The following is a 14,533-nucleotide window of genomic DNA, read 5'->3' on the forward strand; positions in this document are numbered from 1 at the left end:
CCATGCTCCCTGCATGTTCCACGCATGGCCAAGCCATGCTCCCGGCATGTTCCACGCATGGCCCTAGCCATGCTCCCGGCACGTTTCACGCATGGCCCTAGCCATGCTCCTGGGTCTGCAGGCTGCGGGTGACGATGTCGCGGCGCAGCGGGCTTGCCAGCGGTGCGAAGCCACGCTCCCGGCTGCTCTCGATGAAGGCCAGGATCCGCTCCATCGCGAAGAAGATCGTGTCGATCTTGCCCGACATGACGTGGAACACCCGGCCGCGGCGGAACACCGAGCAGCTGCGATCGTCGAAATTGCCGACCGGCTTGGTCTTGATGGCGAGCTGCGGCCCCACGAAGCGGAAGCTCTCCTTGAAGGTCGGCAGGTAGCGCGACACCTGCTCCTCCATCGCCTTCACCTTGGCCGTCACCGTCTCCGACGAAACCGTGTCGCGAATCCGCTGCGCCTCGGCCGCCGAATTCACCCGGGCGAGCGGCGTGTGCGGCACGCTCGACAGCGTGAAGATGTTGGGATCCTCGGTCGGATACACCGAGCAGAGCGGGCCATCGACGAAGGTGACCGCCGGGAAGGTGTGGTCGGTCTCGTAGTACAGCAGCATCGTCGGCTCGTAGAAGAACGGCATCGGCATGCCGAGCTGCTGGCCCCAGCTGGCATCGATCAGCAGGTCGAAGGTCTCGCCCTCGACACGCACGCCGTCGGCCTCCTCCTCGATCGAGGTGACCTTGTGGTCGAGCACCAGGCTGTCGCCGAGCAGGTCGCGGAAGAACCGCCGGGACTGCTCGATCAGCAGCACCCGCTCGCCGGTGAGCATGAGCCCCGCGATCTCGCGGATCGGGATCGAGGTCTCGCTCTGCTCGCGGAAATCGATGCCGGTCGAGGTCATGATCAGCCGGTAGGTGGCGAAATCCATCAGGCTCTCGGCCCGCGGCACCGCGTAGATGTTCTCCGCGATCTCCCGGCTGAGCTGCGGATAGCGCTCCATGAACCGCATGAACCCGTCGCGCGATTGCACCCGGGTGCCGTGATGGCGCGGATAATGGAAGCCGAGATGCAGCCGGAACTGGTTGTTGCCGGACGCCTCGTGCAGCGGCCGGTGGTGCTGCTCGAACACCTTGACCTCGAAGCCCAGCGCCTTGAGCGAGCTCCCCAGGTGGCACCCGTACCAGCCGGCGCCGATGATCGCCACCCTCGAGACCATGTTCATCCTTCTCCCGGTAAACCCGACGGCAGCCAACCTAGACGAAGACGTCGCCTGCTGGAACAGAGCGGCTATTGCCCGGCGGCGTGCCGGTTCAGGAGGCCAGCACGTCCTCGGGTTCCGGCGCGATCGACTTGGCGGTCATGACCTCGAACACGAAGGCGCGGAACTGGTCGAACAGGCGGTCTTCGTCGACCCGGAAATTCGCGAAGAACGGGTTGTCCAGCGCCACCGGCACCAGCCTGGGAGCGGCCCCATCGTCGGTGACCGCGGCCGGGTCCGCCATCAGCAGCTGGGTCGGATCCTCCATGTAGCGCGGCAGGTCGTAGATATGCAGGTCGTCGCGGTGCAGCAGGTTGGCGCGGCTGCTGATCGCCAGGCCGGGCTTGTTGCAGACCCAGCGGAACTTGGCGAGGCTGGCGCCCCAGATCGAGATGAAGCAGTCCGACAGCATCGACCAGGCCAGGCTCTCGGCGATCGGCAGACCCAGCGTGTCGACGATGTGGACCGGCCTGCCGAGTACCGCCTCGCGCACCTGGGCGGCGATCGCCTGCTCGATCACCAGCGGCTCGGTGGGCGCGAACACCTCCCCGTGGCTCATGATCCGGGTGCCGTGCACACCGCTGCCGACCTCGCGCGCATTATGTCCATCCAGTACCAGCACGGCGCCGGGCCACGTCTCGGCGATGAAGCCTGCCAGCCTGACGCAGAACCCGGCGAGATCGGTGAGGGTGCGGTTCTCGACGCGCAGGCCGAACAGGATCACCGGCGGCCGCTCATCGTCCGCACCCGCCGATGCAATGTCGTCGCCATGCTGGAGCGCACGCAGGCGCGCACGTGCCGGCGCCATGTCGATGCTCGCCTGCAACCGCCGACGCAGCTCGGCCGAAACCCGCTCGCCGGTCACCCGGGCGGCACAGAGCCGGTTGGCATAGAGATGGCTGGCGATGTCGGCGTCGCTCGCCAGGCTGCGATTGACGCGCCCCTCGAGCTCGGGAAACAGCCGCTCGATCGGCCCCCAGAACTCCACCCCTTCGGGTCCACCGGCGACGATCCACTCCGGCAGCTCGGCGCCGTTGGCGTGGGTGAGCAGGTTCTCCATGCCGGTCAGCTCGTTCCAGAGCTGGTGCCCGAGATGCGCACCGCCCGGACCGCGCATGACGCTGGCCATGCCCCGGGCACCCACGGACAAGGCGGGGACCAGTTCGGTCGCCCAGACCGCGCAATGCGCCGCCAGCCGACGGGCGATGCCGACCGGGAAATACACCTCCGTGAGATGCCGGCTCCAGTCGTCCTTCACCACCAGCAGGTCGGCGGTCGGCAGATAGAGGGCAAGCGACCGGCAGAGATGATCCGAGGCCACGACATAGAACAGCAGGCCATGTCGGGAGTCGACGAAGCGGTAGGCCAGCCGGAAATCATCAAGATACAGGCACTGCTGGGTGGCCACCATCCGCCCGTCGACCGGGCTCGGCCATTCCAGCAGCCCAGCCAGGGTGCTCGAGACCAGCCGGTCCTGCAGGTCGACGGCGAAACCGGCACGGACCAGCAGGCGGTCGATGGCGACCTCGGGCACGACGCCGTCCGGGGTCGGCACCAGGGTGCTGGTTGCCAGCGCGTCCGCCAGCAGGACTTGCGGCGGAACCACCAGGTCGAGAGACAGCGCGTCGGCAACCTGTTCCCGCAACTCCCTGCCGAGATGCAGGAATGCCAGCGCCTCCTGCAATGCGGAGGGGCTCGGATGGGTCCGCAGCAGCAGCTCGCCGGCGAGCGCCGCCACCACCGGACGCAGGCTGTCGAGCAAGTCGGCGGCGAGCTCCGGCGGCAACTCGCCAAGGCTGTCGCCCAGTCGCACATTGTCGCGGTCGAGAAGCCAGCAGCCGGTGGCGCCGCCCGGCCCCTCGAACGCCAGCACGCTGACGGCGCCCGCGCCCGAATACAGGGCGACCGGCGACCAACCGGGGAGGAAGCTGCATGACGGCAGGCCCGGCGCCTCGAACAGCGGGACAATATCCCCGGAAGCCAGGCGGAGGTGATGACAGCCGTCGGTCAGGATCACCGGGTCGGACACCGTCGTCAGGCCATGCGCCGGTGTTACGGGCACGCGGGCACGCGCTCAGGTTGGAGGTGCCGGTTCGCCATCAAACAGATCCTGCGAGACAATGACCCCGGATCGACCGGCGCTGGACGCGTCCTGCCGTCCATCGGGGGCGGGTTGCGACACACATGGAGACCTGTCCGGACGATGTCAAACCACCATCCGGACATGAGTGGCGCGCCCGCCAGAGGGCCTATCGGTCGATCTTGAAGTTGAAGACCTGCATCATCTGGGTCGGCACGGCGACGCCGTTCTGCATTGCCGGCCTGAAGTGCCAGTGCGCCACCGCATCACGCGCCGTCTTGTCGAGCAACGCGTGCCCCGAGCTGGTGGCGATCTCCACCGACGACACCGAGCCGTCCGCTGCGATCTGCACCAGCATCTCGACTGAGCCCTCCTCGCCGCGCCGGCCGGCGGCGGGCGGATAGGGCGGCATCCGGTTGGCGCGCGGATCGTCGGGCCTGGCCGGGATGATCTTCGGATCGTCCTGCTCGCCGTAGCCCAGCCCGTCGGCGGGATCGAGATTGACCTCGGGCTGTGGCGGCGGCCCCTGCGGCGCCTGGGTCGGGGCCGGCTGCACGGGCGTCGGGGGCGGCTGGGTGGTGGAGCTCGGCGAGGGCGGCGGGACGGTCACCGTCTCGTGCGAATTCCTGGCGGTGGTGGTCAGGTCGGGTGACGCGGGCGGCTTCGGCTGCGGCGGCGCCGGGGGAGCCTGCGGGGTCGGCGGCGTCGGGCTGGCCTGCGGCGTGGGCTTCGAACCGCCGGCGTAGCGGTTCTTGTCCATCAGCATCTCCATGGTCGGTGGCTGGTCGGCTGCCGATGGTGGTGGTGGTGGCGGTGCGAAGCGCGCCGGCCACAGGCGGGGCGCCTCGATGATCGCCACGGTCAGCAGGATGTGGGCCAGCACCGCGATGAATGCGGCGGCGAACAGGATCTCGCGCCGCCGACGCCCGCCCCAGGCAGCCGACGGCACGAACAGCCTGGCCCGTGGTCGCGACAGGACGACGGCAGCGCCAGGCGGCGGAGCCGCAGGTCGAGGTGTCGGCGGAGCCGCAGGTCGAGGCGCCGGCGGAGCCGCAGCTTGGGACGGCGGCGGAGCGGCAGGTTGGGACGGCGGCGGAGCTGCAGGCGGACGAGAGGCAGGTCCCGCCTCCAGGTCGGACCTGCGCGGCATCGCCACAGGATCGGGGCCGCTCGCCGCCACTTGCCCCCCGGCAAGCCGCAACAAGGGCGGCTCCCGTCTCATCACGCCGGGCGGTGCGTCAGGATGCATCACGCCGGTCGGCGCGCGGGGAGCCTACGCACGCAGCCGATCCGGGATCGGCAGCCCAAGCGCCTCGGGAATGTCCCACACCTCGCGCACCGTCCGCATCGGTGCGAAGCCGGCACGCAGGTACGTCGCCATCGCCCGCGGATGATCCGCCGTGCAGGTGTTCACCCTCACCACGCCGGAGCTGCTGCGGGCCCGCGCCACCTCGATCGCCGCCTGCAACAGGCGGGAGCCGAGGCCCTTGCCGATCGCACCGGGCATCAGCCCGAAATAGCTGAGATTGACGTCCTGGCCGCCACGCCCATCGAGCTCGAAGAAGCCGGCAGGTTCGCCGCCGGCATAGAGCACGTAGATGCCGACCCCGGGGTGGGCAAGCAGGGCAGCCAGCTCCGCATCCGGGGTCATCCGGCGCAGCCACCAGCAATAGTCGTTGCCGACGGTGTTGTAGAGGTAGCGATAGAACCCGACGGTGGGGGCTTCGAGGCGAACCAGCGCGGTGCCGGGCGGAAACAGATCCGCCGCAGCTGCGCCCGCACCGGCCGAACCGGGAGCCGCAGGAGCCAGACGCAGGAACGTCACGTCGACCGCGATCCGGGTGCTGTTGCGGTCCTGAAGTGGCGGCTGCCAGAAAGACATCGTCCCTGCCTCCCCTGGCACGCAGCCGGGGGGATCGCCACCGGTGCCCAAGGCCTCAACTTCTTCTAGTCGAACCGGTTGCGGGCGACCAAGTGCTCGTCGTCCAGGCCCCGGCTTCAGTCGTCGAGAAACGAGCGCAGCTTACGGCTGCGGCTCGGGTGCTTGAGCTTGCGCAACGCCTTCGCCTCGATCTGGCGGATGCGCTCGCGGGTCACGTTGAACTGCTGGCCGACCTCTTCCAGCGTGTGGTCGGTGTTCATGCCGATGCCGAAGCGCATCCGCAGCACCCGCTCCTCACGCGGCGTCAGCGACGACAGCACCCGCGTGGTGGCCTCGCGCAGATTGGTCTGGATCGCCGCATCGAGCGGAATGACCGCGGTCTTGTCCTCGATGAAGTCGCCGAGGTGGCTGTCCTCCTCGTCGCCGATCGGCGTCTCGAGGCTGATCGGCTCCTTGGCGATCTTCAGCACCTTGCGGACCTTCTCGAGCGGCATCCCGAGCTTCTCGGCAAGCTCCTCGGGCGCCGGCTCGCGGCCGATCTCGTGCAGCATCTGGCGCGAGGTGCGCACCAGCTTGTTGATTGTCTCGATCATATGCACCGGGATGCGGATGGTGCGCGCCTGATCGGCGATCGAGCGGGTGATCGCCTGGCGGATCCACCAGGTGGCATAGGTCGAGAACTTGTAGCCGCGGCGGTACTCGAACTTATCGACCGCCTTCATCAGGCCGATATTGCCCTCCTGGATCAGGTCCAGGAACTGCAGCCCACGGTTGGTGTACTTCTTGGCGATCGAGATCACGAGGCGCAGATTGGCCTCGATCATCTCCTTCTTGGCGCGCGCACTGTCGCGCTCGCCGCGCGACACGGTCGCATACACCCGGCGGAACTCGCTGATCGGCAGCCCGGTATCCTGCGCCACCTGGCCGACCTTGCCGCGCAGCTCCATGACGTCGGGCGCGTGCTTGGCGACGAAGTTCTTCCAGGCCTTGCCGGGCAGCCCGGACACCGTCTGCATCCAGTTCGGGTCCATCTCGTGGCCCCGGTACTTGATCAGGAAGTCGTCGCGGCTGACCTTGGCGCTCTCGGCGTGACGCAGCATGCGGCCCTCGAGGCCGTTCAGCAGCTGGCTGATCTGCTTCAGCTGGGTGACCAGCTCCTCGATGCGGTTGTTGTGCAGCCGGACCTGCTCGACCTTGGCGACCAGCTCGTCACGCAGCTTCTCGTAGCTCTTCTCCGAGCGGTCAGACATCTCCTCGCCGGACGTCAGGCTATCGAGTCGCTTGGCCTGCACCTTGTGCAGCTTCTTGTAGAGGGTCTCGATCTCCTCGAACTGCAGCAGCACCTCGGGCTTGAGCTTCTCCTCCAGCGCCGACAGCGACAGCCCGACGCCTTCGCCCTCTTCCGCATCGTCGCTGTCGGGGGCTGCCTCGAAGCTGGGCTCGGGCGGCGTCGGCACCGCGCCCTCGGCCACCTCCTCGACGACCACGTTGCCGGCCTGGGTCGCCTCGAGGTCGATGATGTCACGCAGCAGCATCTGCCCGACCTTGAGGCGGTCGTGCCAGGAAATGATCGCACGGAAGGTCAGCGGGCTCTCGCAAAGTCCGCCGATCATCTCGTCGCGGCCGGCCTCGATGCGCTTGGCGATCGCGATCTCGCCCTCGCGCGACAGCAGCTCGACCGAGCCCATCTCGCGCAGGTACATCCGCACCGGATCGTCGGTACGGCCGAGGCTCTCGGCATCGACATTGCCGGTGGGAGCTTCGCCCTCCTCGGCCTCGGGCTTCTTTTCCTCTTCCTCTTCGCTCTTGGGCTCGGCTTCCTCGTTGTCCTCGTTCTCGACAACCTGGATGCCCATCTCGGACAGCACCGCCATCACGTCCTCGATCTGCTCCGACGACATCTGGTCGGGCGGCAGGACCGCGTTGAGCTCGTCGAACGTGATGTACCCGCGCTCGCGGCCGCGCGCGATGAGGCGCTTGACCGCCGTGGACTGCGTGTCGAGCAGGGTGGCGTCGGCATCCTGCTCGCTCGAGGTCGCTTCCGTCGTCGCCGCCGTCTTCGTCGCCATGCTTTAACCCAACTCCAACCCCGACACCCGGCGCAACGCCCCGCCTTGCAGGACGCGTGCCCGCACCGGGCCCCGAACGATCAATCTTCCTCGTCGGTCTGCTCGCCCCGACGCAGCCTGAAGCGCACCGGAGCCAGAACCGCCAGGCGCCTCAGCGAATCCTCATCGCCCTGCCCCGCTGCGCGTTCCGCAGCCGCGACCTCCTCGTCGAGCCCGGCCAGGTTGAGAAAGCCGAAAAGCTCCCACCATGCCCGCTCCGCATCGGCCGGCATCGCTCCTGGTGAAGCATCTGCCGACATCGGAAGGGGTCTGGACGCGCGTATCATGTCCGCTTGTGCCGTCAATCCGGCCGAGTGCAGGTGGGCTATGAGACCCTCCGAGTCAAGTGTCGGTGATGTCGATGCAGCCTCCAGCAGTGCAGCCCGGACGCGCCCCAGATCCTCCGGAAGGTCGAGCCCGCACAGCGCCTGCTCGACGTCGTGCAGCAGGTCCGGATGCGCCAGCAGGATCGCCAGCAGCAGCCGCATGCGCTCGAACCGGGTGTTCTCGGCGCCGGGGATCGGGCGCGCCGGCTGGATCGCGGGTGCGCCGCCCGGACGGACCGGATTGCCATCCCTGGCGCCGCTGCCTGGCCCCCGTTTCTGATTGCCGCCCCGCCCGCGGGAGAACGCCTCGAAGAACCGCTGCTGCAGCGTCCGGCGATATTCGGCGGCCAGTCCCTTGTGGCCGATCGTCGCGGCGGCCTCGGTCAGTCGGGCATGCAGCGCCGCCCGCTGCTCCGGCCCAGGATCCTTGATGCCCTCGCTCAGCAGTTCGAACAGCACGTCCGACAGGCCTGCCGCCGCTCCCAGCTGGGCGGTCATCGCCGGTGGACCCTGGCGACGCACCAGGCTGTCCGGATCCTCGCCCTCGGGCAGCCGGATGAAGCGCAGCGTGCGCTCCGGATCGAGCAGCGGCAGTGCCGTCTCGGCCGCCTTGATCGCCGCCCGCCGGCCGGCCGCATCGCCGTCGAAGCACAGCACCGGCGCCGGCGACACCCGCCACAGCGCCTCGAGCTGCTCGGGCGTGAGCGCCGTGCCGAGCGGCGCCACCGCCCCGCCGAACCCCGCCTGGTGCAGCGCGATCACGTCCATGTAGCCCTCGACCACCACCAGCTCCCGGGAGGCGAGTGCGGCACTCCCCGGCGGCCTGATCGTGCGCAGCGCCGAGGATGCGCGCTCCAGCCCGAACAGGGTGCGCCGCTTCACGAACAGCGGCGTTTCCGGACCGTTCAGGTACTTTGGCTGGCCGTCGCCCAGGATGCGGCCGCCGAAGCTCACCAGCCCGCCGCGGCGATCGCGGATCGGGAACGTCACCCGGTTGAAGAACAGCTCGCCCTTCGGCCGGCCCTCTTCGTCCATCCGCACCAGCCCGGCCTCGGCGATCATCTCGGCCGCGAACCCCTGGCCCTTGAGCTCGGCGACCAGGCTGCCGCGACCATCGCCCGACCAGCCGAGCCCGTGATCGGCGATGGTGGTGTCGGTCAGCCCGCGGCCGCGCAGGTACGCCAGTCCCTCCCTGCCCTCGGCCTCGTGCAGCCGCCGCGCGTAGCTCCGCTGGGCGGCGTCGAGCACGTCGGTGAGGCTGCGGGCGCGCTCGGCACGGCCGCGATCGACAGGGCTTTGGCGTGGCACCTCCAGCCCGGCCTCGGAGGCCAGCCCCTCGACCGCCTCCAGGAACGACCGGCCCTCCGCCTGCATGACGAAGCTGATCGCGTCGCCATGCACGCCGCAGCCGAAGCAGTGGAAATGGTCGTCGTACACGTAGAAGGAGGGCGTCTTCTCGCCGTGGAACGGGCAGCACGCCTTGAGCTGCCGGCCCGATCGCACGAGCTTGGTGCGCCGGCCGATCACCGCGGCGAGCGGCGTCCGGGCCCTCAGTTCGTCCAGGAAGGCGGGGTCGAAGGCCATCGTGCGTCAGACGGACAGCCGCGCCTTCACCAGCGCGTTGGCACGCCCGAGATCGAGTGCGGCCCCGTGCGCGGCCTTCAGCGCCGCCATCACCCGGCCCATGTCCTTCATCGACGCGGCGCCGGTGGCCGTGACCGCGTCGGCCACCGCCAGCACCAGGGCAGCATCGTCCATCGGGGCCGGCAGGAACTCCTCGATCACGACGATCTCGGCATCCTCCTTGGCGGCCAGCTCGCCACGCCCGCCCTGCAGATACATCGCCGCCGACTCCGAGCGGGACTTCACCATGTTGCGCAGCATCGAGACGATCTCGTCGTCCGGGATCTGCTCGATGCCCTTCGGCCGCGCCGCGATGTCGAGGTCCTTGAGCCGGGCCAGCACCATCCGGAGCGTGGACACACGCGGCGCATCACCGGCCTTCATCGCCGTCTTGAGGCCGTCGGTGAAGCGCGCGCGCAACGACATGGTCGGATCTCCTGGTTGGTGGCAGGCGGTCATCGGGAACGGACTTCCCAGCGGCACAAGCCTGCCATGTGGGAAAAAACTTCCCAGATCGGGTCGGTCTTGCTAAGCCGTCCGCACCCGGACTGGAAGGTCTTATCGCATGCCGCTGACTGTCGAGGCGATCATCGAACGACTTGGGGGCGCCGAACAGGCCGCCCGGCTGACCGGTGTCGGCACCGAGGCGATCCGCAAGTGGAGGCAGGCGCGCGCCGTGCCGCCGAAGCACTGGAGCGCCATCCTGGCCGCGACCGGCGTCAGCGTGGCAGATCTCGCCCAGCCGTCCGGTGCCTCCATGTCGAACCAGCCGGAGACGCCGATGCCAGCCGCCTCGATGCCAGCCGCCGCAATCCCGGTCGACGACGCACCTGATGGCGCCACGGCGGTGCTGCTGCTGGCCGATGGCAGCGTGCTCTGGGGCCGCGGCTTCGGTGCGCACACGGACGGCGCGCGATCGATCGGCGAGATCTGCTTCTCGACCGGCCTCACCGGCTACCAGGAGACGCTGACCGACGCCTCGTTCGCCGGCCAGATCATCACCTTCACCTTTCCGCATATCGGCAATGTCGGCACCACGCCCGAGGACGAGGAGGCCACCAACATCGCCGCCCGCGGGCTGGTGGTGAAGCAGGACCTGACCGAGCCCTCGAACTGGCGCTCGACCCGCACCCTCGATGCCTGGCTTGCCACCCGAAACATCCCCGGCATCTGCGGCATCGACACCCGCGCCCTCACCCGCCGCATTCGCGACCATGGCCCGCAGACCGCGATCCTGGCCTATCCCGCCGATGGCCGCTTCGACATCGCCGCCCTGCAGCAGGCCGCGCGCGAGTGGCCGGGGCTGGAGGGCATGGACCTGGCGCTCGAGGTGTCGTGCACGCAGAGCTATGACTGGACCGAGGGCACCTGGGCCGACGGGCGCGCGCCGAAGCAGCCGGCCGCGGACGCCAAGCACGTGGTCGCGGTGGATTACGGCGCCAAGCGGAACATCCTGCGCTGCCTGGTGCAGGCCGGCTGCCGCGTGACCGTCGTGCCGGCCAACGCCACCTCGGCCGAGATCCTGGCGCACGCTCCGGACGGGGTGTTCCTGTCCAATGGGCCGGGCGATCCGGCGGCGACGGCGGTGTATGCGGTGCCGGCGATCAAGGGCGTGCTGGAGGCGGGCAAGCCGGTGTTCGGCATCTGCCTCGGGCACCAGCTGCTGGCGCTGGCACTGGGGGCTGCGACCTACAAGCTGGAGCAGGGCCATCGCGGCGCCAACCAGCCGGTGAAGGACCTGGCGACCGGGCGCGTCGAGATCACCAGCCAGAATCACGGCTTCGCGGTCGAGGACAAGAGCCTGCCGGACGACGTGCACATCACCCACACCAGCCTGTTCGACGGCTCCAACGAGGGCATCGCCAGCACCCGCTGGCCGGCCTTCTCGGTGCAATACCATCCCGAAGCGAGCCCTGGGCCGTCCGACAGTTTCCATTTGTTCGAGCGCTTCGTCGGGCTGATGACGTCTCACGCGGCCGATGCCGCCTCCAGGATGTGAAGGCGGATCATGCCCAAGCGGACAGACATCAAATCGATCCTGATCATCGGCGCCGGCCCGATCGTCATCGGCCAGGCGTGCGAGTTCGATTATTCCGGTGCGCAGGCCTGCAAGACGCTGCGCGACGAGGGCTACCGGGTGATCCTGGTGAACTCGAACCCGGCGACGATCATGACCGATCCGGGTCTTGCGGACGCCACCTACGTCGAACCGATCACGCCCGAGTTCGTCGAGCGCATCATCCTGCGCGAGAAGCCCGACGCGATCCTGCCGACCATGGGCGGCCAGACCGCGCTGAACACCGCGATGGCGCTCGATGCGTCGGGATTCCTGCGCGCTAATAACGTCGAGCTGATCGGCGCCAATGCCGAGGTCATCGACCGCGCCGAGGACCGGCTGAAGTTCCGCGACGCGATGGCCGAGATCGGCATCGAGAGCCCGAAGAGCGTCATCGCCCACAGCCTGGCGGAGGCGCGCGAGGCGCTGGCGCAGGTCGGGTTGCCGGCGGTGATCCGGCCTTCCTTCACGCTCGGCGGCACCGGCGGCGGCATCGCCTACAACCGCGAGGAATTCGAGCAGATCGTCAGCGGCGGCCTGGAGGCATCGCCCACCACCGAGGTTCTGGTCGAGGAGAGCGTGCTCGGCTGGAAGGAATACGAGATGGAGGTCGTGCGGGATTCCGCCGACAACTGCATCATCGTGTGCTCGATCGAGAATATCGATCCGATGGGCGTGCATACTGGGGATTCCCTGACCGTCGCGCCGGCGCTGACGCTGACCGACAAGGAATACCAGCGCATGCGCGATGCCTCGATCGCGTGCCTGCGCCGCATCGGCGTCGATACCGGTGGCTCCAACGTGCAGTTCGGCATCAATCCCGTCGATGGCCGCATGGTGGTCATCGAGATGAACCCGCGGGTGTCGCGCTCCTCCGCTTTGGCCTCCAAGGCGACCGGATTTCCGATCGCCAAGGTCGCGGCGCGGCTCGCGGTCGGCTACACGCTGGACGAGCTCGCCAACGACATCACCGGCAGCACGCCGGCCGCCTTCGAGCCCACCATCGATTATGTCGTGGTGAAGATCCCGCGCTTCACCTTCGAGAAGTTCCCGGGCAGCCCCGCGATGTTGTCGACCAGCATGAAATCGGTCGGCGAGGCGATGTCGATCGGCCGCAGCTTCAACGAGGCGCTGCAGAAGGGCCTGCGCTCGATGGAGACCGGCCTCACCGGGCTGGATCCGGTGGAGCCGCCCGGCGATGGCGGCCATGACGCATTCCGCGCCGCGTTGAGCCAGCCGAAACCGGATCGCATCCTGATGGCGGCACAGGCGTTGCGCGCCGGCGTGTCGGTCGAGGACATCCACACCGCCTGCAAGTTCGACCCGTGGTTCTTGCGCGAGATCGAGAAGATCGTGGCCGCCGAACGCGAGATCGAGAGTGCCGGCCTGCCTGCCGACGCCCACGGCCTGCGCCGGCTGAAGGCGATGGGCTTCTCCGATGCGCGCCTGGCCGTGCTGGGCGGCCTCGACGAGACCGCCGTGCATGAGCGCCGGACCCGTGCGGGCGTGCTCCCGGTGTACAAGCGCATCGATACCTGTGCTGCCGAGTTCGCCTCCACCACGCCGTACATGTACTCGACCTACGAAGGCGGCTACGGCCAGCCGGAATGCGAAAGCGATCCGACCGCGCGCGACAAGATCGTCATTCTCGGTGGTGGTCCGAACCGTATCGGCCAGGGCATCGAGTTCGATTATTGCTGCGTGCATGCCGCGTACGCGCTGCGCGAGGCCGGGTTCGAGACCATCATGGTCAACTGCAACCCGGAAACCGTCTCCACCGACTACGACACCTCCGACCGGCTGTATTTCGAGCCGCTCACCGACGAGGACGTGATCGCGCTGATCCGCCGCGAACAGCAGAACGGTCGCGTGCTGGGCTGCATCGTTCAGTACGGCGGCCAGACGCCGCTGAAGCTGAGCCAGTCGCTCGGTGCTGCCGGCATTCCGATCCTGGGCACACCCGCCGACGCGATCGACCGTGCCGAGGATCGCGAACGGTTCCAGGCGATGCTGCACAAGCTCGGCCTGCGCCAGCCGGAAAACGGCATCGCGCGGTCGGCTGCCGAAGCGGAAGTGGTTGCCGAGCGCATCGGCTATCCGGTGGTGATCCGCCCGTCCTACGTGCTCGGCGGCCGGGCGATGGAAATCGTGCATGACCGCACCGGTCTCGCCCGCTACATGCGTGTCGCACTGCAGCTTGCCGGCCCCGAGATCGCCTCCGGCCCGGTGCTGATCGACCGCTACCTGAACGACGCGATCGAGGTCGATGTCGACTGCATCTGCGACGGGCAGCAGGTGTACGTCGCCGGCGTCATGGAGCATATCGAGGAGGCCGGCATCCATTCCGGCGACAGCGCCTGCTCGTTGCCGCCCTATTCGCTGTCGCCCGCCACCATCACCGAACTCAAGGCGCAGACCGAGGCGATGGCGCGCGAGCTCGGCATCGTCGGGCTGATGAACGTGCAGTACGCGATCAAGGGCGACGCGATCTACGTGCTCGAGGTCAATCCGCGCGCCAGCCGCACGGTGCCGTTCGTTGCCAAGGCGACCGGCGTTCCGATCGCCAAGATCGGCGCCCGCGTCATGGCAGGCGCCAGGCTGTCGGAGTTCCGGCTCGACGATCGCGCGATAGCACCACACGTCGCGGTCAAGGAGGCGGTGTTCCCGTTCGCCAGGTTCGCCGGCGTGGACGTGATCCTTGGGCCGGAGATGCGCTCCACCGGCGAGGTGATCGGCCTCGATGCGAGCTTCGAGCGCGCCTTCGCAAAGGCCCAGCTCGGCGCCGGGGTGAAGCTGCCGCTGACCGGCCGGGTGTTCCTCTCCGTCCGCCAGGGCGACAAGGCGGCGATCGTGCCGCTGGGCCGCCGGCTGGTCGATATGGGGTTCGGCCTGCTCGCCACCCGCGGCACCGCAGCCACCTTGAAGGAAGCCGGGATCGAGGCCGCCATCGTCAACAAGGTGCTGGAAGGCCGCCCGCATTGCGTGGATGCGATCCGCTCCGGCGACATCCAGATGGTGATCAACACGGCCGGCGGCGCACAGTCGGTCGCCGACAGCTTCGACATCCGCCGCAGCGCGCTCACCCACGGAGTGCCGCATTTCACGACGATCGCCGGCGCCCGTGCCGCCGTCTATGCCATAGCGGCCCTGCGATCCGGACCGCTTGAAGTTGCCCCGCTGCAGTCCTACTTTCACGGATCGTTCTAAGCGGA

At 68.6% G+C, this 14,533-nt stretch carries 9 protein-coding genes; 2 read left to right on the forward strand and 7 right to left on the reverse strand.

The genetic code is table 11. The features are described 5' to 3' along the window. Positions 1 to 97: 97 nt before the first annotated feature. From ACOEQ2_RS03830 to ACOEQ2_RS03860, 7 genes are all read right to left on the reverse strand, one after another. Positions 98 to 1,210, reverse strand: a complete 1,113-nt coding sequence (locus ACOEQ2_RS03830) for an FAD-dependent oxidoreductase (RefSeq protein ID WP_419730063.1) — start codon at positions 1,208 to 1,210, stop codon at positions 98 to 100. Positions 1,211 to 1,298: 88 nt separating this feature from the next. Beyond that, positions 1,299 to 3,308 (reverse strand): hypothetical protein, encoded by a 2,010-nt coding sequence (locus ACOEQ2_RS03835; RefSeq protein ID WP_419730064.1) that lies wholly within the window; start codon positions 3,306 to 3,308, stop codon positions 1,299 to 1,301. Between the two features lie 187 nt (positions 3,309 to 3,495). Then, positions 3,496 to 4,275, reverse strand: coding sequence for an energy transducer TonB (locus tag ACOEQ2_RS03840; protein ID WP_419730065.1), 780 nt, complete (start codon positions 4,273 to 4,275; stop codon positions 3,496 to 3,498). Positions 4,276 to 4,599: 324 nt separating this feature from the next. Beyond that, complete coding sequence (locus tag ACOEQ2_RS03845) at positions 4,600 to 5,208, reverse strand: GNAT family N-acetyltransferase (RefSeq protein WP_419730066.1); 609 nt, start codon at positions 5,206 to 5,208, stop codon at positions 4,600 to 4,602. Between the two features lie 116 nt (positions 5,209 to 5,324). Continuing rightward, a complete protein-coding gene (gene rpoD, locus ACOEQ2_RS03850; RefSeq protein ID WP_419730067.1) occupies positions 5,325 to 7,277 on the reverse strand; it encodes an RNA polymerase sigma factor RpoD in 1,953 nt (650 codons plus the stop codon). 80 nt (positions 7,278 to 7,357) lie between these two features. Next, positions 7,358 to 9,226 carry a DNA primase gene (gene dnaG, locus ACOEQ2_RS03855; RefSeq protein WP_419730068.1) on the reverse strand — a complete coding sequence of 623 codons (1,869 nt, stop codon included), beginning with the start codon at positions 9,224 to 9,226 and terminating at the stop codon, positions 7,358 to 7,360. Positions 9,227 to 9,232: 6 nt separating this feature from the next. After that, entirely contained in the window at positions 9,233 to 9,691 is a 459-nt protein-coding gene (locus ACOEQ2_RS03860) for a GatB/YqeY domain-containing protein (protein WP_419730069.1), read from the reverse strand. A gap of 139 nt (positions 9,692 to 9,830) precedes the next feature. On the opposite strand from ACOEQ2_RS03860, the gene carA reads away from it, so the two are divergent. Further along, positions 9,831 to 11,264, forward strand: a complete 1,434-nt coding sequence (gene carA, locus ACOEQ2_RS03865; RefSeq protein ID WP_419730070.1) for a glutamine-hydrolyzing carbamoyl-phosphate synthase small subunit — start codon at positions 9,831 to 9,833, stop codon at positions 11,262 to 11,264. A 9-nt stretch (positions 11,265 to 11,273) separates the two neighbouring features. Continuing rightward, complete coding sequence (gene carB / locus ACOEQ2_RS03870) at positions 11,274 to 14,528, forward strand: carbamoyl-phosphate synthase large subunit (RefSeq protein WP_419730071.1); 3,255 nt, start codon at positions 11,274 to 11,276, stop codon at positions 14,526 to 14,528. Positions 14,529 to 14,533: the final 5 nt, after the last annotated feature.

Origin of the sequence: Lichenicola sp. (assembly GCF_965198575.1) — a bacterium.
In the GTDB taxonomy this organism is placed as follows: Bacteria; Pseudomonadota; Alphaproteobacteria; order Acetobacterales; family Acetobacteraceae; genus Lichenicola.